Origin of the sequence: Paenibacillus sp. 11B (genome assembly GCF_030487755.1) — a bacterium.
GTDB lineage: Bacteria > Bacillota > Bacilli > Paenibacillales > Paenibacillaceae > Paenibacillus > Paenibacillus vandeheii.
This window is the reverse complement of the sequence record NZ_JAUKNS010000001.1, coordinates 1,406,617-1,426,190: the sequence shown is the minus strand read 5'-3', so window position 1 is coordinate 1,426,190 and position 19,574 is coordinate 1,406,617. Positions and strand designations below refer to the sequence as shown.

Sequence of the window (19,574 nt, the reverse complement as noted above, 5' to 3'; positions counted from 1 at the left end):
ACAGCTTGATGAGGGGGAGCACTCCCCCTCGATCCTGAAGGAGAGGGAGGCGTAGTGGTGTACAAGGCGATTCGATCTGAATCTTTTGCTGCATGGGCGTTTATGGCACCGGGATTGTTGTGTCTGGCGGTTTTTACCTTTTGGCCGATTATTTACGGGATACCCCTCTCATTAACGGATTATTCTGTCATCTCGGAGACGCATTTTGTTGGTCTGGATAACTTCACCCGGGCCTTCCAAGATCACAATTTCCTGATATCGCTGTGGAACTCGCTGGTGTATGTACTGATTGTGCCGGTGATCCAAATCATCTCGATCCTCATGGCCATTCTGGTCAACAGCCGCATTCCGGGCGTCAAAATGTTCAGGGCAGCCTATTACATCCCTGTTGTAACCTCCATGGTTGCGGTGGCACTGATCTGGAGCTGGCTGTTGGGCAATAACGGAGTGGTCAATTATCTTCTGATGAAGGTTGGCATTCTCAGTGAGCAGGTCTCCTGGCTTTCCACGAGTAGTACGGCGCTGTATGTTCTGATGTTCATCACCATGTGGAAGGGTCTCGGCTATTACATGATGCTCTATCTGGCAGGACTCCAGAACATTCCGGCAGATCTGTACGAAGCAGCAAGGGTGGACGGAGCGGGACCACTGAGACTGATTGTTCATGTGACCCTCCCGCTACTGCGGCCGCATATTCTCTTTTGCACTGTAATTTCGGTGATGGGCGCCGTTCGTGTGTTCGATGAGGTCTATATTTTGACCAAGGGCGGGCCGGGAACGTCCACATTGACTTCAAGTGTTTATATTTTTCAAAAAGGGCTGGAGCAGTTCAATTTCGGTTATGCCTCGGCGCTTGGGCTGATCGTCAGTGTGATGATAGCAGCGCTCAGTGTGCTGGTGTTCCGGCTGAACCGGAAAGGCGGGGTGAATACCTATTGATGCGGAGTACGCTATCGTCTAAAAAAATGAAAAAAGGCCTTCGTTATTTGATCACTTACGTATTGCTGATCCTGCTTGCCCTGTTTATGATGGGCCCTTTTCTGTGGCTGCTCAGCGTATCGCTGATGCCTGGCCGTAATGTATTTGCGAATCCGCCGGCGATCCTCCCTACCTTCATCGCGTTCGATAACTACGTACAGGTGTGGGCGTTCATGGATTTTCCACGCTATATCATAAATACTGTGGTGATTACGCTCCTTGGAGTGGTATTCAACATCTTCTTGTCCTGCCTGACGGCGTATCCACTCGCAACCTTTCGGTTCAAGGGACGTAATCTGGTTTTCACGTTGCTCATCTCGACCATGATTATTCCGTCGGCGACGGCGATGATTGTGCATTATTTAACCATTCAGGCCTTTCATTTGGGCAATACGTTTCTTGGGGTTGTGCTTCCGGCTGCGGTGTCGGTATTTAACATCTTTCTGATGCGGCAAACGTTTCTGGGCATACCGACGGATATTCGGGATTCTGGCAAAATGGATGGGGCCTCTGAGTTCCGTATCTTCGTGCAGCTTGTCATGCCATTGGTGAAACCGGGGGTTGCCGTCATTGGCTTGCTTGAGGTTATGGCATTCTGGAACAATTTCCTGTGGCCGATTGTGGTGCTGGATGATCCGCAGAAATATCCGCTGGCTGCGGCCCTGACGTACCTGAACGGGCAGTTCTCGTATAACTTCGGCTGGATTGCCGCCGGGACTATGATCTCGGTGCTGCCGATTATCGTTGTGTTCCTGTTCACCCAAAAATATTATATGGAGGGCATTGCGGGTGCGATTAAAGGATAAGAAACACAGAAAGGGTGATGGCATCCATGCCGAAGCAGTTTAAGCTAACATTTATCCCGTTGGATGAGCGGCCTTGCAATTATGAGTTTCCTTATTTATTGGCGCAAGGAACGGAATTTACATTGGAGCGTCCTCCGCTTGGACTTATGGGTCTGAAAAAGCGTCCGGGCGATGTGGAGCAGTTGTGGACCTGGTTTGAGGAGAACTGTGCCGGGGCGGACGGAGCAGTCGTTGCACTGGATACGCTGCTCTATGGCGGGATCATTCCTTCCCGGCTGCACCAGCTGCAGCTGGATGAATTGACCGCCCGTCTGGAGCGGCTGCGGGGCATTAAGCAGCGGTATCCGCAGCTAACCCTGTATGCGTTTCAACTGATTATGCGCTGCCCGCAATATTCTCTGTCAGATGAGGAGCCGGATTATTACGCTGACTGGGGACGGGAGATTTTTCGCAAAGGTTTCATCAGCCATCGGCTGGAACTGGGGATGGCGACTGAAGAGGAGATCCGCGAGCTGGCTGATATCGATAACCGTCTACCAACGGAAGTGCTGGAAGATTACCTTGGACGCAGGGCGAAAAATATTGAAGCGAACAAGCAAGTGCTGGCCCTGGTGAAAGAGGGAATTATCGAGTTCATGATTGTGCCGCAGGATGATTCAGCGCCTTATGGACATACAGCCAAGGATCAGGAGAAGGTGCGAGCAAGTATTACCGCCCTTGATCTGGAACTTAAAGTGTATATGTATCCTGGTGCGGACGAAGTTGGCTGCGTATTACTCACCAGAATGATGAACAAGGCTTGTGGCAAGATGCCGTTGGTATATCCGCGATTATCATCTGTTCAGGGAGCGTTTGTTACCCCGCTGTTCGAGGACCGTTTTTTCTATGAGACGCTGAAATATCAGATTTTGGCCGCAGGTGGGCTGATTGTACCCAGTGCGACTGAAGCGGATCTGGTGCTGTTAATTAGCACACCGGGGGAAACGATGGCGGAGGCGGTGTCGCAGCAGCATTCTTTTTACAGCTATGATGTATACCGGAATCTGATGGAACTAGTTGAATATGGACATTTTCTACTGAGGAGCAAGGAGAAGCCAGTCGCTGTAGCGGATGTCGGATATGCCAATGGTGGGGATCAGAAGCTGGTCAAGATGCTGCGGCAAAAAGACATGTTATTTGATCTGGCTGGATATGCCGCCTGGAATACCAGCTCCAATTCGCTGGGAACCGTCATTTCACAGGCTATGATCTATCTGCTCTATGGTCGTACACAATCGCATCTTGATTTCCTTGCCCTCCGCTATGCTGAGGATGTCTGCTATTGTTCAGTCGTTCGGGGAGAACTTAGCAATGGCCCGGTGCAGGAGATGGGTTATGGCAAGTACTTACTGGATGGATCTCGTGGCCTTGTTGCCGCCCGAGTAGAGGAAAGGCTGCGTCAAGAGCTTGCTGTGCGGATCGATACTGCAGCAGGGAGTATCCAGATTACCGATTGTTATATGCCATGGAACCGGATGTTCGAAGTGGGCCTGTCTGTACGATTCGTACCATCCAACCCTAGTAAGGAAAGCAGAATATAAGAGAGAGGGTGAGAACCCTGACAAAGGTAGTGCTGGAGAAACTGTATTTGGGGCTGATTGTTTCATGCCAGGCGTTGGCTGACGAACCGCTGCATGGCGCGGCGATGATGGCCCGGATGGCTGCGGCTGCGGAGGAAGGTGGGGCCGCTGGCATCCGGGCCAACGGGGCAGCTGATGTGCGTGCAATCAAGCAGGCGGTTTCGCTGCCGGTTATTGGCATCGTGAAGCGCAATTACCCGGACTCTGCTGTATATATAACGCCAACCCTCAGAGAAATTGACGAGCTGCTGGAGGCCGGCGCAGATATCATTGCATTTGATGCGACCCGCCAGAACAGACCGGAAAATCATACATTGGAGCAAATCACCACTTATCTGAACGCAAGTGGGGCAACTTCCATGGCCGACATCTCCATTCTGGAGGAAGCTTTATACGCTGAATCGCTTGGAGTGAGCTGTGTTTCCACCACCCTATCAGGTTATACACCGTATTCCCGGCAGCAGGAAGGGCCCAATTTAGAGCTGCTGGAGATGTCTGCCCAGCAGTTGAAGATTCCGGTTATTGCCGAAGGACGGATCAGTCAGCCCTCTCAGGTGGAAGAGGCGTTTAATCTGGGGGCATACGCTGTTGTGGTAGGCTCTGCGATTACCCGGCCACAGCTGATCACCCGGCGGTTTGCAGCAGTGACCAGAAAAGTGAGGATGAAGAGTAATGGAAATGAACGACCGAATTAATACGTATTATCCTTCCATGACCAGATCCGAGCAGAAAGTGGCCCGTTGCGTACTGGAGAACCCGGATAATATCATCTATTTTTCTGTGACCGAGCTGGCTGATTTTGCCGGTACAGGAGAGACCACGGTCATGCGATTCTGCCGCAAAATCGGGTTCAAAGGTTACCAGGATTTCAAGCTAATGCTGGCCCAAGGGCTGCCGAAACGGCAATACCAGTCAGACGGAGAGCAGGGAGAGGACGATTACGCTGACCATCTCTATGCCTCGATGGTTGGTGTGCTGCAATCCAGCTTGGGTATGCTGGATCGGGAGCAGTTGGAGCAGGCGGTGAAGTGCCTGGATGGCGCACGTCATGTGCAATTTTTCGGTGTAGGCTCGTCAGGCATTACCGCTATGGATGCCAAGAATCGCTTTCTGCGCATCGGGCGGCGTGCGGAAGCGAATTCCGACAGTCATATCCAGTCCATGATGGCGGTAACGATGCGAGAAGGTGATGTGGCTTTTGGTATCAGCGTGTCCGGCAGCACGCTGGATACCAACGATATGCTGATGAAGGCCAAACAAAACGGGGCTAAGGTGATTGCCATGACCAACTATGCCAAATCTCCGATTGCTTCCATTGCGGATATCCTGCTCTTGACCGCCGGGAAGGAGTCTCCCCTTGAAGGCGGCTCTGTAGGCGCTAAAATCTCTCAGCTGTTCATTATTGACCTGCTCTGCCAGGGACTGGAGCGCCAGCATGGCGAAGAGACCAAAAAGATGAAGGAATTAACGGCGAGGGCGGTTATTGACCGTATTTATTGAAGTGTTGATGTGAATAGGGGGAGAGCAGATGGCGCAGGTCATTGGCGTGGATGTAGGAGGCACAGGCATCAAGGGGCTTGTGATCAATGAAGCCGGAGTTGTTCTGGCGGAGGCTACGTATGCAACAGAGGCCCGACTGGGGCGGAAGGCCATACTTGGTCAGCTCTGTGGGTTAGTAGGAGAACTGCTGTCTAGCTATGGAGAAGTGGAGGCACTGGGCATTGCCTCGGCGGGAAGGGTGAATGTGGAAACGGGAGAAGTGATCCACGCTACGAACAATTTACCTGGCTGGCAGGGAATGCCGCTAACCGAGTGGGCAACCGGGGAATTTGGCCTGCCTTCGACTGCCGATAACGACGCCAATGCTGCACTGCTCGGCGAGGCGTGGCTTGGTACTGGCCGCGGTAAGCAGAACCTGGTGATGCTGACTCTTGGAACCGGGGTCGGAGGGGCCAACATGGCATTTGGCAGGATGCTGCGGGGTGGAGACTGGCGTGGAGGCGATTGGGGACACAGCGTTCTGGTGCCTGAAGGTCGGCCCTGCAATTGTGGTAAACGCGGCTGTGTGGAGCAATATATTTCCGGTAGTGCACTGCTGCGGTTGGCGCGGGAACAGAAGGACAACATCTATACTCATGGTCGAGAGATTATGACCGCTGCAGGCCAGGGAGAAGCAGCGGCGCTGTACATTTTGGAGCGTTACATAGCTGATTTGGCTTTGGTTGTTGAGAATATCGCTGCCTCGGTAGATCCCGAAGTGATTATTCTTGGCGGCGGAGTGACCCAAGCCCAGGCTATATGGTGGCCGATGCTTACCGCTAAGCTATCCAGTGTCGGGTTAGCAGACCGGGTATCCGTAGCAGAACTCGGTAACTGGGCAGGCTGTTTCGGGGCGGCGCAGCTGGCATTGGAACGCCTGCGCGAGGAGGGAGTTGGCTGGTCTGGCGGAAGTGAAGGGGAGGAGACAAAGCATGAGAATTGAACAGGAGAAACGCAGTGACATCATCATTATTGGTGGAGGTCTTGGTGGGACGGCGGCTGCGCTGGCTGCAGCGAAGGCAGGGCAGAGGGTGCTTTTGACGGAAGAGACGGACTGGCTTGGCGGTCAATTAACCTCACAGGCAGTGCCGCCGGATGAGCACCGCTGGATTGAACAATCTGGCAGCACAGCATCGTACCGCGAGTTCCGCAGCAGGGTCAGAGATTACTATAAACGGAACTACCCGCTTACGGAGGCTGCCAAGAGCAATCCTGTCCTCAATCCCGGTAATGGCTGGGTGAGCCGCTTGGCGCATGAGCCGAAGGTCGCGCTTGCCGTTTTGCATGAAATGCTGGCCCCTTACGTGAATACCGGTCGGATCGAGGTGCTCTATCATACCGTGCCAGTTCATGTGGATACAGCAGGTGAGCGGGTGACAGGCGTGATTGTGCGTGAAGGGCGAAGCGGGAGATTGATTAAGCTCCAGGGTGCCTATTATCTGGATGCTACAGAATGCGGTGATCTGCTTCCCCTTGCGGGAGTAGAGTATGTAAGTGGAGCGGAATCTCGGCGGGATACGGGTGAGCCACATGCCCTGGATGAAGCGGACCCGCTAGACATGCAGTCGATTACCCATGTGGCGGCAGTAGATTATATGCCGGGTGGAGATTTCACGATCCCCCGTCCGAGGGATTATGATTACTGGCGACAGTATATTCCCTCGTTCTCGCTGTATCCGATCCTGAGCTGGTACGCTTCGGATGCCAAAGATACCTCCAAGCTGAAAGAGTTCACGATGTTCCCGAATGATCAAGGCATAACCTCCCTGTGGGATTATCGGCGGATCGTTGACCCGGCTATATGGACAGAGCCACTGAATGATGGTGAAGTTACGCTGCTCAACTGGGCACTGAACGATTATTACGCCGGGCCGATCATTGGCGTATCGCCGGAGGAACGCGAGCGGCATCTGGAAGCGGCGAGGCAACTAACTCTTTCCTTAGTATACTGGCTTCAGACAGCAGCTCCCCGCCTGGACGGCGGAAAGGGCTATCCGGGCGTAAGGCTGCGTGGAGATGTGCTCGGTACGGAAGACGGTCTCGCGAAAGCGCCGTATATTCGGGAATCACGGCGAATCCGAGGCGTATATACCATTACCGAGCAGGATGTGAGCAAGGAATTGCGCGGAGCAGAGGGAGCCAAACGTTACGAGGACAGTGTGGGGGTCGGCAGTTATCATCTGGATCTCCATCCAACAACCGTGAGCCAGCGGACTTTTTATATTCCGAACCATCCCTATGAGATTCCGTTGGGTGCACTCATCCCGGTGCGAGTCAAGAACTTGCTTCCGGCTTGCAAAAATATCTCCATGACCCAGATTGCGAACGGTTGTTACCGTCTGCATCCCACCGAATGGAATATTGGCGAGGCTGCCGGCACCCTTGCCGCTTATGCCATTGCACAGCAAGTAGAGCCCTCAGAGGTGAGGGCTTCGGCGAAGCATCTTCACGCCTATCTGGAACAGCTGATTCGCCAGGGTGTTCAGCTTCATTGGACAGATGCGGAGCTGGCAGGGGAGTGTTAGATAGACTTTTAAGAGAACGTTGCTACCTTCACAACACATAAGCACTAGAGATACCAAAGGGATAAAAAAATGATTCCTGTTCTGAACAGGAATCATTTTCTATAAGTCGATTAACTCTCTTTGTGCATCTGTTTTTACAATAGTGTCATTGCAGATGATCGTTCTCATCAACACTGCGATGATTATCCCATGGCCTGCTGTGGATCTTTCTTTTGTCCTACATAGATATTGGTACTTGGTTTGATGGCTTTGTATCGAATTTCAATCTCCGTGACACCATCTTCAAACGTAATATACAACTTTTCATTATACTCCAGAGCTTCTGTATGTCTGGGTTTCACTGGTGTTCGTCCCCGAACGACTGTACAGTTCGTGTCATGCCTTACCAATAACGTTTCTTTTTTACCAGCTTCCAGCCAGATTCGTCCTGACTCTGGTACCTTAACCCCAATGTCCATTCGATCAAATAGTTCACTGAGACTTACTTTTCGTCGCTCCAATGAAGTCAGTGGCCAATTCGTTACGGGGATATCTTCTCCGTTCGCAGTAGCCAAGAAGTAGCCTTCCAGTCTTCCACGAAATACAGGTTTTGGTTTCAGCACGAACCAATATAGTGCGAAGATACCACCAGCTGCGAGGAGACCGAGTCCCGTATATAGGAGTACCTTTTCACGTAAAGAATGAATTTGCAACGGGATGTCTGCGGTTATACTGGCGCCTTCAGAATCCGTTGCGGTCACTTTGATGGATGAACTACCGGTGTGAAGCGAAGACCAGCGCAGTATATTGCCTTCAATGACAGCATCTCCGAGTTTGCGCTCATTACCACCTTCAGCGAGGGCATACGTTAATGGATCATTATTGGCATCCTTAAAGTACTTGCTTAGTTCAACCTCTGTATTGCTATTGTCTTTGGATAACACTATGGATTCCCCTGTTGCTACAGGGGCCTGATTCGTAATGTCTACTTCAACGGGAGTGATCTCCCGATAAAAGTCAGGACCATCAATTCGAAGACCCCATGTATATAGATCCGATTTTGGAAAAGTGTATTTTCCCGTAAATCCGCTGCCTGTATTGGTCAAAGGGATATGCTCTGTTTTTCCATCAGACGGGGTCACAATGAGTTCTGCTTCAAGTCCCTTGTAAACATTCAAATCCTGAATGGGTTTAGGGTCCACAGCCTGATCGTAGAGAGAGGCTTCAAATGTGATGCTTTTCCCCTTAATTGGCTGTTCCGTTGCCATATTTGCAACAGCAGACACGTTATAGTTACCGAGTAGGTTGATTTTCACCAGATCCCCGCTGCGCCCCTTGAATTTCAGTTTGAATTGTCCTTTGACCGGACGAATGATCTTCATTAGAGCATATTTATCAGATCGGATGAAGCTGACATTGCTGGACTGATAATAGAGCTGAGCTTCAGAGACAGCATGATCAGAGAGCATGATAATGTTGGCATCCGCCATGCTTGAATTGGGAATGTCCACCGTTACCTCCTGCATTGCCCCTGTTGCTGTTACTGCCGCCACAGATACAAGAACAGATTGAATCTGATCTGCAAAAATCCGGTTAAAAATTTCAGGCAAGTCGTCTGCACTTCCCGTGATAAAGGAAGATCCACCCGTCTCCTGAGCTATCCGCTCCAGTTCAGCGGGGTTAACCGTACCATCGCGGTTTAGTCCGACGGTATAGATTGGATAATTAGCTTTTTGAGCCATCTCAATCACCTTGTCTACATCTTTGGATGAATCAGCTGGTGTTCTGCTCGACGAGCCACGCAAATCCGTTTCCCCATCAGAGAGCAAAATCATAAATGGCTTTCGTTTGTCCGTCTGGGACTGTTCAAGCAAACTCGCACCTCGGCGTAAGCCAAGTCCAAGATCTGTATAGCCTGAGCGTTTTAAGCCATCAACACGACTACGAAGGTTATTTCGTGCCCCAGAGGATGATATATCCATTAGAAGTACGGATGAAGTGATTTGATCATTATAAGCTACGAATCCCAGTCGGGTCTTAGGTCCACTACTCATATCCATAAACATATGTATAACTTCTTCGGCGATGCGATCTTTGTCGGTCTCATTCATAGAGTAGCTAACATCCAGGACAAACATGGCATCGAGCCCTTCATACGCGTGGGTCTTGACAGATGATTCCGCGTAGATGCTGCCAATGTTCCCTGCTGGAATTAAAATGCTAATCACCAATAGGGAAAGCAGTATTTTTTTGCATTTAATTAATATCATGTGAGGCTTCGAATCTCCTTTCTGGTTTGAAAACTTCGCTACATTTTTTGGGGAATATTAAATTTTTTTGAATAACTTTTGCTTAATCGCGATATAACGCCGTTATGCGTAGTTTTCATCAATTGAGAATAATGCAACACCGCATACTTTCAGTATTTTTACTCTTGGTTAGGGGGAAAACCCCACTAGTCTTAAATCATTGAACTTCATCCAAATTATAGGATATTCTATATCATCGGCATGATTCGTAAGGAAGTGAAGCGAATTCCAAAAATTAGTTCTATAGGTATATCGAAGGTTATAAAATGAGCTTTTAGACCTATAGTGGGTATTATTGACAAAACATATCGCTGATGATTAAGATGAATTCCATAAATCTCCAAAGCAAACGGCATAATCTGGTACATAAGTTCCAGTCGTATGTTGACAGCTCGTTCTATTGGTCTTGTGTTTGCTGGGTGTAGTGATTCTCCTGAATCATGACCGAAGGCTGATAGAGACGTGCGGAGTGTCAAAAATTGATGGAGGGGGGGAAGCATTCGCCCAATGGATCATCATCTTGGCGGATGTTGCCTGAATGGACATTATTAATCAAACGAACCGAACGATGCTTTTTGAAGAAATTAATCCCGAGAAGTTGGACTTGATCACCATTGTCGGTGATGTTAAGGGCATCGACAGTCTGAGTGACGATAAGATCAAGGAGATTAACGAACATTTGCTTGTTCGTAGCTTCGATGAGTTCCTGGACAAGTTCTCACCTAGCGTGTACTCCTTTTTCAATGCGGTAAACCAGAAAGTCATGTATACGCTTAAAAAGCCGGAAGGTATCCCGGACGAAGCTATCTCGGAGATCAAGATCGACCATAGTAACGACTTTCTGAGAATGCTGTTCACCCTAATTGATACCAAACGCAGTCAAGGTATTACGAACGTTGATTTCAAGTTTGAAAATCTGCTCGATATGATCTCACCGAAGAAAGTCATGGATGACATTCGTCAGGTACGGAAGGAAATTCATTACATGTATGGCCAGCATGAGAAGCTGGATGACGGCGACCCGAAGAAGCTGGATATCGGAGATAAGCTGAACGTCATGTTTGAAGATGCAAGCCGCAACTACAACAATGTCATGGCCATGCTTCCTCTCGCCATTGAAGATATCAAGACCCGTTTGTTGCTGGGCCGTGCACAAGAAGAAACTTCTTCCGAGGCGATTCAGGTAGGGCAACTCACGATTGGTGAGAGCGGAGAATTGAAAATTATCGAAGCTCCGAAGAGTGATAACAACGAGCTGATGCTTCTCGATGAAGCAACAAGCACTGATTTGACGCAAGTATTTGCCGAAGATTATGACTCGCTCTCCGAGACACCTTCGCCGTATGTGCAGGATCTGGTGGTCCGCACATTCTGCCCGCTTCCTGCAGTTCAGTCTGAAGTGGATACAGCTATAGAAGTGCAGAACTACAACACATACCTGGAGTTTTACAAAAACGCCAAGGATGATTTTGTGAAAACCGTTAAACCGCTGGTCGAGAAAATCTTGGGTGTCAAAATGTTCTTTGACCAATATGCGATTAAAAACAAAGGCATGCTTCCTTCCATGCTTATCTCCAATGCCAAGCTGGATATGCTCGTCAAGAGCAGTAATATTCCGCGGCTTGAAACATATCTCAACACTGTCAATGCGAAGAATGATTTTACCGACACGATCTGGTTCGGTATCGTTCCTTCCGTAGAACTGGAAAATACAGGCCAAGTCAAAGTAAGTCGTGCCCGTTTCCGTGGTAATGAGAAAGTGGTTAAACAAGACGGAAATAGCATGGAATCTCTGGCAATGCTCCTTCAAGTCGTTAAGGATTACAAGGTGCAGGTGTTCTTCAGTTTCGAATCAGGAGAAGAAACCACGTTCAGCAGTATGGCTACCGCAGGCATCGATAAGTATATCGATAAATGTGCAGTGTTGACCCGCAAGGAATACAGCGAGTTTGCCATTCCGAGTGCTCCAAACTTCACGATTATTCCCAAGGAGAAATCGGGTGTCGTTATCGACAGTCGCATGCTTCAGACGGAGAATGGTGTGGAACTTTCCAAGGAGAAGGAAGACATCCTGAAACTGTGGATTGAAGGCGTATATGTTGGGGCTTCCTATGTATCTGCAGGGATTGTTGCTGCGTATCAGTGTCCGGAATACCTGAAAGGGGCTTTCAAAAACGTCAACCGTGATTATCCAGGTGTGCGTTTTGATATTGAGGCGGGGGACAACAGCTTGCGTGTTGTAACAACGATGACCAAAGAAATTTCCGGATTTACAAATACCATTAAGGATTTGATTAACCGAAAAAACTTTGGATTTATTTTCTCATCCGAAAATGCCCAAATCCAGGATAGCGATATCAAGCGGATCACCGTCTATAAAGCAAGAAGCATGGCGATGTCCGAAGATGGTTTCGATTCCTTGTACAAAACACTTGTAAGTACTTACATTGAGCGTTTGCTCCGTTTCCAAACCGGTGATTTCAAACATGAAAATATCGTCAAATTCTTCAGCAACAATCCGAGCAGTCAGAAGAGCCGGTGGCTGGGAACTCGAGGGTCGATCAATTCGATCATTCAGGAAGGCGACGACATGAGCTTTATCATCGATGAGAAGAGCAACATGTGCCACATTGACCTGGTATTCAACGGCAACGTGAAGAATCTGGAGGTCATGATTACTAAAGGCACTAGTGCGATGAAAGTGTAAGGACCAGCCTTGGAACAAGTCTGACTATTAAATTTGATTCTTCAAACAACGTATTATAGACATTTATTTTGGTGTTAGAGGCAGATTTTATCGTCTTGCCTTTATACATATATTCCGGTGCCTCTCCCGAGATGGGGAGCATGCCGGGCACATTTTTTCCTAATCTTAAGGAGGTTTTTATTAATGGGTTTTGTATTGAAAGTAGAAGGCGTAGAAACAATCGAATTGGGAATGGATAATATCCGTACAGTTGTGTATGACACGGATACTCCAGATGATTCCAACGCTAGATCCACAGATGTAGGCGCAACACTTCGCATCAGCGGCAAAATTATCACTGCAACCGATGGTGACAATGCAGATGACACAATGAAACTTGCTTTGTGGTCTCTCGTGCCTGCTGAAAAAGCGGATTGCTATCGCAAAGTAACCCTGGAAGTGGTTGCAGCAGATCAAGTGGTACGCAAAATTTACTTGCCTAACGCATTCGTTGTGGATTACACAGAACGTTTCGGCGATACCGAAGGCGTAGGTGAGTTCAGCCTGTTCATCAAACAGAAAAAAGACAAAACTGAATTCACTAAAATTGAGGGCGGCTTCCCTGTATAAAAGGGAACAACTGTTGTCTTGGGCCAGTTAGTTCTGGTCCGGAACAACGCTGTCATGTTAAGGGGCCCTGGCGCCCCTTAATCTTTATTTACGCCCGAATACGGCAGGGAGGCAGGAAAGAATACCATGAAAGATTATTATGCCGTGCTTGGTGTAGAACGTGAAGCTTCTCCGGAGCAGATCAAGAAAGCTTATCGCCAATTGGCGAAGAAATTTCACCCCGATGTCAATGGGGGAGACGTACAGGCAGAAGCGCGTTTCAAGCAAGTACATGAGGCATACAGTGCACTCGGAAATTCCGAGCTTAGAGCAGCGTATGATCAGCAGCTTCGCACTGGACGTAATACAGGTCAAGCGAAGGGATCAGCATCCGATACAGCCAGATCCAGTAAAGGCAATGCGAAGTCTGGGAGTGCAAATGCCGAGAAGGTATGGTCGGATCCGTCGCGGATGCAGGAACAGTTCGAACAATTTTTTGGCTATCACCCCAAAGGCAAGGAAAGTCCAAACGGTGGCAAAGCCGGTCCCAATAAAGGAATGGATATGTCCGCCATGTTTGACCGATATTTCGGAGTTCGAAAAAAGTAGACCGGGAGCTCGTTATGGATCATGCCGGTTCAGGCGGAGGTTATGGAAGTGAAACGAGGAAGGTCGGTATTGACGATGGGGCTTGACGCTTGCGTCGCCATGATTTCGTTAGCCGTGCTGTATTACATATTTATCATCAACCGGGATAGTAGTGCCCAGTGGGTAACTGGAATTATCGTGGTCCTCTCTGGAGGAGCATACCTGTATTTTAAATACATGCCAGCCACCAAGACGGAAAAGAAGAAATTGTCTTCGCGTGTTGTGAAGCTCGTCCTTCTGGACGACGACGGCACAAGTGTGAAGGAATGGTATATTCAGGGCGAAACGAGTGTTTTGATCGGGAAAAGTTCGAAGAACAGCGAGGCTGACATTGATCTGTCCGATACACCCTATGCGTCTCTCATTAGCTCGCAGCACGCCGTATTGAACAAAGCCTCGGGTCAATGGTTTATCGAGGATATCGACTCGGCCAGTGGGGTAGGTGTACGTAAAGGAAATCAAAGCAGAGCATCCAAATTGGAAATCGAAGAACCCAGCCTAATTGAGGCAGGGGACTTAATTTATATTGCCAATACCCGCATTTTGGTGAAATAACGTTGGCGTACATCATACAAGCTTACGGGGGAATGAAACGAAATGAGTCTGACTAGATGTGGAAACGGACATATGTTCAGCACGAGACGGCACGGCAATACGTGTCCATATTGCAATCTGGCCGTTGAATCGCCAGCTACCAGTAATGGTGAGGCAGCGGGTGCAGTCCCACGCGCACCTCGTACGGCAGAGGACGACAGAACGATGCCTTACCTGGGCGAAACGACAGGAATTGAACCGGTAACGGGATGGATGGTGTGTATCGAGGGTCCGCAGATGGGCCAGGATTATCGAATAATGGCTGAAAAGAACTTTATTGGACGTTCAGAAGAGATGCATGTTCGCATCCTCGGGGATAACACCATTTCTCGGCGTAATCACGCGGTGATTGTGTACGATCCCAAAAAGCGGAATTTCTATTTGCTGCCCGGCGATGCTTCTGGCCTCGCATATCACAACAATGAAGCGGTCTATTCTCCGGTGGAACTGGCTGCCTACGATGTTATCCAATTGGGACGAAGTAAATTCATTTTCATTCCATTGTGCGGTGTGCACTTTGAATGGGAGCAGCAGTGAACACCTTCATGATTTTGTGGAACGACAAGGAGCTAACGCCCTACTGGGTACTTGCGGGTGGCTGTTTGTTGATTTGGTTGCTGTTATTCGTGCGAAGCCGGATTCCGGTAAGGCAGCGTGACGATAGACCGGTTGGAGTTCAGATTGGCAATGGACAGACCATTGGTGCTCGCAATGAACAGGACGATTATTTTGCCTGTGCTGTGCAGCCGCATGGTGTACTTGCTGTACTTGCCGATGGGATCAGTGGATTGTCCGGTGGAAAAGTGGCGAGTACGACTGCCGTGGAAACATTTATCCGGGAGTTTGAAGAGTTGGAGCGGTTTCCTGATCCGGAAGAGTTTTGGGATGCTTCTTCCCATGCGGCAAATCAGGCCATCCTTCGGAATTTGCTGGGCGTTCCCGGAGGGACAACATTGGTGTCTGCCATGATCAAGGGAAAGGATCTGTATTGGGGTGCGGTAGGAGACAGCATCTTGGCCGTGTTTCGCAATGGAGAGCTGCTTGCCATCAATCATAAGCATACCCTGGAAACCCAACTTGAAGAACAGTATATGTCTGGAGAGATCTCCGAGCAGGAGGCGCTTGACAATCCGCAGCGCAAAAGGCTGGTCAACTATTTGGGGTACGACCATTTTAAACAAATGGAAATCGCGGACGAGCCGTTTGCACTGCAGCCGGCGGACAAGATTGTGTTATGCAGTGACGGGGTATACAACTCCCTTACTGAAATGGAACTGGAGACTATTCTGGCCAAAGACATTCCGCCGTTTGATGCAGCACAGGCCATCATTGATTTAATCGAAGAAAAACAGCTCGTGCATCAGGATAATGCCACGATTATCATTTTGGAGCAAGGATGGTAACGGATCGGGCAACGCACAGGGACGGGAAATGGGGAGACGGATGAGGAAGGAGAACAGTGAATTCAAGACCGCTTTTGTCTCGGAAGCGGGGTCTTTCCTGAAAAATCGGGATTTCTACGGCTGCGTTGAGCTGGAAGACTGGGCTTGTTATGTCATTGCAGATGGCCTCGACACCGATACGGAAGTGAATAGTGCACAGATCACGGTGCAGACCATTCTGGAATCCTTTTTGGAAAAACCAACGATGTCCAAACGCAGACTGACGGAGTATATCAAAATTGCGCATGAATGGTTGCAGTATGAAAGCCGCCGGGTCAGGCTCAAAGCGGGTTTCGTCATTGTTGTGACCGATTATACACGCATGGTGTGGGCATCTGCCGGACATAGCCGCTTGTATCATTTTCGGGGAAATAGGCTTGCATTAAAAAGTAAGGATCATAGTGTAGCTGCCCAGCTGGCAGCCGAAGGCCAGATTGCAGAGGATCGTGTGGATCAGCATGATGAACGCGGAAATCTGAATGAATACGCGGGCAAACCTGGCATGATCAAACCGTATGTATCCGATAAGATCAAGCTCGCCGATGGTGATGTGCTTGTTCTATGCACACCTGGAATATGGGAAGGCGTGCAGGATGCCGAGATGATTGATGCGGTGGAAGGTGCCAATGACCCGCAGGCGCTGGCCGATACGTTGGAAGAAGTGATGCTTAGCAAGCAGCGTTCGCGAATCGAGAATTATAGTGCGGCAGCCATCTATGTGAACAAGATTTTTCATGAAGAACCCAAGAACCGTAAGAAGTGGATTAAACGGATTGCCATCATGTTGATTATGCTCCTGATTTTTGGCGGAGCCGGCATATTCTACGCGGTGAAAAGCGCAGCCAAAAAAGCCGAGCTGGTAGTGGATATGCTGCAATACGAACAGAACGCTGACCAGTACGTGAAGGAACAGGAGTACGCCAAGGCCGTCTCAGATTACAGTCTTGCTCGCAACAATTCGATCAAAGTAAAGGACCCTGTGCACAAAAAGTTGCTGACTTCGAAGATGACTGCTGCTCAGACATTGGTTGACGGCGAAGCTCATTTGAAAGAAGGAGATATTCCCAAGGCAACCGCCAGTTACACCAAAGCACTGGAATTGTCTGAGTCCTACAATATGTTCAACCGTGAAGTCATTCAGGAACGTTTGGAACAGATGACCACCTTTCAGCAAGTACAAGACTGGATCACCGAGGGGGATCTGAAACTCCAGAACGGAGACTACAGTGGAGCGATCATCTTGTATAAAAGGGCCAGAACGGCCGCCACGGAAACAGCATACAAGGAGGCACTGAAGGAAGTTTCCACCAAACTGGAGACTGCCGAAACCAAACGGGCGGATATCAAGCGCCAATCCAGACAGCTTCAGGCCGATACCCTGGAACAGAAGGGTGACCGCTTCTCTGAAGCCGGAGATTATAGTGGCGCCATGGATGCCTATGCTTCGGCACAGGAAATTTATCAGGAGATCGATATGTTGGAACGCGTGCTGGCTATGGAGCGGAAAATAAATAAGCTGGATGAGAAACTGAATCCACCTGTACCGGCGGTTGATCTTACTCAGGATGCGGCAGGGTTAGGAACAACAGATACGTCTGGTTCGAACTCGGATTGGACCGGGAATGCGGGAGGAATGAGCGCAGGTAATTCAGTGGGAAGTACTTCTCCTGCAAGTAATGCCTCTTCGGTCGGAAGTGGAACTGTGGATGCTTCTGGATCCGGTTCTTCTTCAGGGAAAACGACAAGCAATGCTAGCATTAATTCCGCATCAAAGGCTAAAGGAAGCACCGACACCACCGAGGCTGAAGCGAATGAACTGGAAGCAACGGAAGGAGGAGATTCGTGATGAAAGATATTATTCGTGACCGTCTAAACAAGATGGAGGATCTGGAACAACGTCGCATGCTCAAAGATCTCATGACAGGCGTTTTTCTTAATCTGGTCGAGTATCAGGAGACGTTAAACAAACAGATCGAGCAACGGGTGTTTGACGAGGTGGTACCGCTGGAGGAACGCCACGATGTATATGTCACATTATGTCCGCGGGAAGATTTGGACCCCATTCATGAATTTCTGTATCCGATTCTTCCGGAGGATGCTACACCGCAGACCGTTTATTTGAGTGAGGCTTCAGAAGCGCTGGCACGTAAGGAAGAAATGAGATTGTTCACGTTCTACATGGAATGTGGGCAACAGGAGCTCCAATCCCTGCTGAAAAGTAATCGGACATTCCGCGGGGAGATTGTAACGAGTGAAGGCAGACATGGCATAACGGTTCGGTTGAAATCAAGTACTGCGTATATCTCCAAAATTGAAGAACTGTACCGGATCTTTCGTAAAAACAGCCTACCATGGAAATCGATTAATGCACCCTATGTGTTCAAATTCGTTGATTGTGTTCTAGTGGGTTCGGACGATGGAGATGCATGGGACAAACAGCATGTGGTCAAAGAACTTTCAATCCATTTGGAGGAGTTTGAGTCTTATAAAAGAACGAACATGATCCCACTTTGGAATATCCAGAAGCTTGATATGAAAACGGGTGGATTCCCTGTCCCGGCTTCTGACCGAATCAATTATGAACATGTGTTACCACTCCGCAAAACCGGAACGGAACACGGATATCTGGTGGATGGAGATGAATCGCATATTCGGTATATCAAAAGATCGGAAGAAGATATCACCATCGTATCTCCGCTGGAGAAATCCGATTCATGGACGGTACTGAAGATAGCCGGTCCCGTTACAACCCGAATCGGTAGAATGGACTTTCCGCTTTTTTCCAACAACAAACGGGAAGGGTTTGCGGGTAAATATGCGCGTCAGGAAGGACGCTCTGTGCGATCCAAAGGGGAGATTGCCCGCATGGTTCATGCTTTCCAGGTAGCGGAGGGATTGGAACTGGAAGATGTGAAAGTGGTGGCACCTGGGCCCACCTTGGGCATCACGTACCCGCTTAATGGATTTGTTAGCGATCATGTCCGTGTTGAGGCAGATAAACATCGAATGATTTTAAGGTTCAGCAAACACGGAATTCAGCCAGAACAGGCTATTTTTCTAGATGATTTGCTGAGCTTTCTGGTATCTGAGATCCAGTTGGCTTTCCCTGAATATCGCTGCGAAGGGGAATGGATGTGAGCTTAACATGAATTATATATGGGATCTGATTATTCGCGCCAAGCGTAATGGAACTGATCTGAGAGACGTAACTTTTGTTCCTGCACGTGTATATTCGCCTTATATTGAATTAAGTCATACGAACCTGAATGCTTCAGACGTGGAACGTACGATGGAAGTCAATCCGTATTATCGTTTTTTTGATATTTTCAGGGATTTGTTCGATATCAATAACGAAGAGCAGGTGGAATTGCGGGAGACGCTCTTTGATTTGGTCATTCATTTTCTGGCGGATATGGATTTGATGCAGGGGATGAATAAAAGGGAGTATTACATTCGCTTCATTTTGAATGATATGCATTCGGGTGTATACGGGAAACGGATACGGCGGCGACTGGAGTTGTTCGGACGAGAGGAACAGGAAGTGATCGCCTGCAATATTCTCCGTCTGTACGATACGGGAGAGGCCGTTCATCTGCTAAGGGATACTCTTGTCCGGATGTTCCCGCGTTCAACCCTTTATGCCAATTGTGAGGAGAAGGATGAATTGCTCTTATATATTGGTCAGGCAGAACGGACGGAAGCGAAGGAGAAGCTGGAATTGATTCTTGAACTCTTCCTGCCGGTTCGTTTTGACACGGAAATATACTGGGGTCATCATTTTGGCATTCTGGATGTGGACTATACGATGATACAGGACGGTATTGCCCTATATTAAGCAGC

The 19,574-nt window shown here is 48.9% G+C and carries 17 protein-coding genes; 16 read left to right on the top strand and 1 reads right to left on the bottom strand.

What is annotated here, in order from left to right:
- The first annotated feature begins 57 nt into the window (after positions 1-57).
- From Q0V21_RS06355 to Q0V21_RS06325, 7 genes are read left to right on the top strand one after another with little or no spacing between them, the layout of a single operon-like run.
- Complete coding sequence (locus Q0V21_RS06355; RefSeq protein ID WP_301878079.1) at positions 58-939, top strand: carbohydrate ABC transporter permease; 882 nt, start codon at positions 58-60, stop codon at positions 937-939.
- Positions 939-1,784 carry a carbohydrate ABC transporter permease gene (locus Q0V21_RS06350; protein WP_079349717.1) on the top strand — a complete coding sequence of 282 codons (846 nt, stop codon included), beginning with the start codon at positions 939-941 and terminating at the stop codon, positions 1,782-1,784. The genes Q0V21_RS06355 and Q0V21_RS06350 overlap by 1 nt, the downstream gene beginning before the upstream one ends.
- 26 nt (positions 1,785-1,810) lie before the next feature.
- Positions 1,811-3,364 carry a DUF4127 family protein gene (locus Q0V21_RS06345; protein WP_301878078.1) on the top strand — a complete coding sequence of 518 codons (1,554 nt, stop codon included), beginning with the start codon at positions 1,811-1,813 and terminating at the stop codon, positions 3,362-3,364.
- A 17-nt stretch (positions 3,365-3,381) separates the two neighbouring features.
- Positions 3,382-4,098, top strand: a complete 717-nt coding sequence (locus tag Q0V21_RS06340; protein ID WP_301878437.1) for an N-acetylmannosamine-6-phosphate 2-epimerase — start codon at positions 3,382-3,384, stop codon at positions 4,096-4,098.
- Positions 4,076-4,903 (top strand): MurR/RpiR family transcriptional regulator, encoded by an 828-nt coding sequence (locus Q0V21_RS06335; protein ID WP_079349715.1) that lies wholly within the window; start codon positions 4,076-4,078, stop codon positions 4,901-4,903. Before Q0V21_RS06340 ends, Q0V21_RS06335 begins: the two co-directional genes overlap by 23 nt.
- 28 nt (positions 4,904-4,931) lie before the next feature.
- A complete protein-coding gene (locus Q0V21_RS06330; RefSeq protein WP_301878077.1) occupies positions 4,932-5,885 on the top strand; it encodes an ROK family protein in 954 nt (317 codons plus the stop codon).
- A complete protein-coding gene (locus Q0V21_RS06325; protein WP_301878076.1) occupies positions 5,875-7,467 on the top strand; it encodes an FAD-dependent oxidoreductase in 1,593 nt (530 codons plus the stop codon). The genes Q0V21_RS06330 and Q0V21_RS06325 overlap by 11 nt, the downstream gene beginning before the upstream one ends.
- A gap of 182 nt (positions 7,468-7,649) precedes the next feature.
- Here the strand turns inward: Q0V21_RS06325 and Q0V21_RS06320 are convergent, their stop codons facing one another.
- Positions 7,650-9,716, bottom strand: a complete 2,067-nt coding sequence (locus tag Q0V21_RS06320; protein ID WP_301878075.1) for a vWA domain-containing protein — start codon at positions 9,714-9,716, stop codon at positions 7,650-7,652.
- A gap of 577 nt (positions 9,717-10,293) precedes the next feature.
- Here Q0V21_RS06320 and Q0V21_RS06315 point away from each other — a divergent pair.
- The 9 genes from Q0V21_RS06315 (at position 10,294) to Q0V21_RS06275 (ending at position 19,569) form a co-directional block, all read left to right on the top strand.
- Positions 10,294-12,462, top strand: a complete 2,169-nt coding sequence (locus Q0V21_RS06315) for a transcriptional regulator (RefSeq protein WP_079349711.1) — start codon at positions 10,294-10,296, stop codon at positions 12,460-12,462.
- A 183-nt stretch (positions 12,463-12,645) separates the two neighbouring features.
- Positions 12,646-13,071 carry a membrane-associated protease 1 gene (locus tag Q0V21_RS06310; RefSeq protein ID WP_301878074.1) on the top strand — a complete coding sequence of 142 codons (426 nt, stop codon included), beginning with the start codon at positions 12,646-12,648 and terminating at the stop codon, positions 13,069-13,071.
- Positions 13,072-13,197: 126 nt separating this feature from the next.
- Positions 13,198-13,659 (top strand): J domain-containing protein, encoded by a 462-nt coding sequence (locus Q0V21_RS06305; protein ID WP_301878073.1) that lies wholly within the window; start codon positions 13,198-13,200, stop codon positions 13,657-13,659.
- A gap of 42 nt (positions 13,660-13,701) precedes the next feature.
- On the top strand, positions 13,702-14,253 hold the full coding sequence (locus Q0V21_RS06300; protein ID WP_483312365.1) for an FHA domain-containing protein: 552 nt from the start codon (positions 13,702-13,704) through the stop codon (positions 14,251-14,253).
- 42 nt (positions 14,254-14,295) lie between these two features.
- Positions 14,296-14,829 (top strand): FHA domain-containing protein, encoded by a 534-nt coding sequence (locus Q0V21_RS06295; RefSeq protein WP_072734549.1) that lies wholly within the window; start codon positions 14,296-14,298, stop codon positions 14,827-14,829.
- The gene (locus tag Q0V21_RS06290) at positions 14,814-15,695 is read left to right on the top strand and encodes a PP2C family protein-serine/threonine phosphatase (protein WP_301878071.1); all 882 of its coding nucleotides are present in this window, start codon (positions 14,814-14,816) and stop codon (positions 15,693-15,695) included. Before Q0V21_RS06295 ends, Q0V21_RS06290 begins: the two co-directional genes overlap by 16 nt.
- Before the next feature lie 40 nt (positions 15,696-15,735).
- Positions 15,736-17,580, top strand: coding sequence for a SpoIIE family protein phosphatase (locus Q0V21_RS06285; protein WP_301878070.1), 1,845 nt, complete (start codon positions 15,736-15,738; stop codon positions 17,578-17,580).
- Positions 17,580-18,872 (top strand): normocyte-binding protein, encoded by a 1,293-nt coding sequence (locus Q0V21_RS06280; RefSeq protein ID WP_301878069.1) that lies wholly within the window; start codon positions 17,580-17,582, stop codon positions 18,870-18,872. Before Q0V21_RS06285 ends, Q0V21_RS06280 begins: the two co-directional genes overlap by 1 nt.
- A gap of 7 nt (positions 18,873-18,879) precedes the next feature.
- Positions 18,880-19,569, top strand: a complete 690-nt coding sequence (locus tag Q0V21_RS06275) for an iron-dependent peroxidase (RefSeq protein WP_301878068.1) — start codon at positions 18,880-18,882, stop codon at positions 19,567-19,569.
- Positions 19,570-19,574 lie beyond the last annotated feature (5 nt).

Coding starts and splice junctions, on each gene's coding strand:
- Q0V21_RS06350 (WP_079349717.1), top strand. CDS start 939: ATGCGGAGTACGCTATCGTCTAAAAAAATGAAAAAAGGCCTTCGTTAT.
- Q0V21_RS06345 (WP_301878078.1), top strand. CDS start 1,811: ATGCCGAAGCAGTTTAAGCTAACATTTATCCCGTTGGATGAGCGGCCT.
- Q0V21_RS06335 (WP_079349715.1), top strand. CDS start 4,076: ATGGAAATGAACGACCGAATTAATACGTATTATCCTTCCATGACCAGA.
- Q0V21_RS06330 (WP_301878077.1), top strand. CDS start 4,932: ATGGCGCAGGTCATTGGCGTGGATGTAGGAGGCACAGGCATCAAGGGG.
- Q0V21_RS06325 (WP_301878076.1), top strand. CDS start 5,875: ATGAGAATTGAACAGGAGAAACGCAGTGACATCATCATTATTGGTGGA.
- Q0V21_RS06320 (WP_301878075.1), bottom strand. CDS start 9,716: ATGATATTAATTAAATGCAAAAAAATACTGCTTTCCCTATTGGTGATT.
- Q0V21_RS06315 (WP_079349711.1), top strand. CDS start 10,294: ATGGACATTATTAATCAAACGAACCGAACGATGCTTTTTGAAGAAATT.
- Q0V21_RS06310 (WP_301878074.1), top strand. CDS start 12,646: ATGGGTTTTGTATTGAAAGTAGAAGGCGTAGAAACAATCGAATTGGGA.
- Q0V21_RS06305 (WP_301878073.1), top strand. CDS start 13,198: ATGAAAGATTATTATGCCGTGCTTGGTGTAGAACGTGAAGCTTCTCCG.
- Q0V21_RS06300 (WP_483312365.1), top strand. CDS start 13,702: ATGGAAGTGAAACGAGGAAGGTCGGTATTGACGATGGGGCTTGACGCT.
- Q0V21_RS06295 (WP_072734549.1), top strand. CDS start 14,296: ATGAGTCTGACTAGATGTGGAAACGGACATATGTTCAGCACGAGACGG.
- Q0V21_RS06290 (WP_301878071.1), top strand. CDS start 14,814: ATGGGAGCAGCAGTGAACACCTTCATGATTTTGTGGAACGACAAGGAG.
- Q0V21_RS06285 (WP_301878070.1), top strand. CDS start 15,736: ATGAGGAAGGAGAACAGTGAATTCAAGACCGCTTTTGTCTCGGAAGCG.
- Q0V21_RS06280 (WP_301878069.1), top strand. CDS start 17,580: ATGAAAGATATTATTCGTGACCGTCTAAACAAGATGGAGGATCTGGAA.
- Q0V21_RS06275 (WP_301878068.1), top strand. CDS start 18,880: ATGAATTATATATGGGATCTGATTATTCGCGCCAAGCGTAATGGAACT.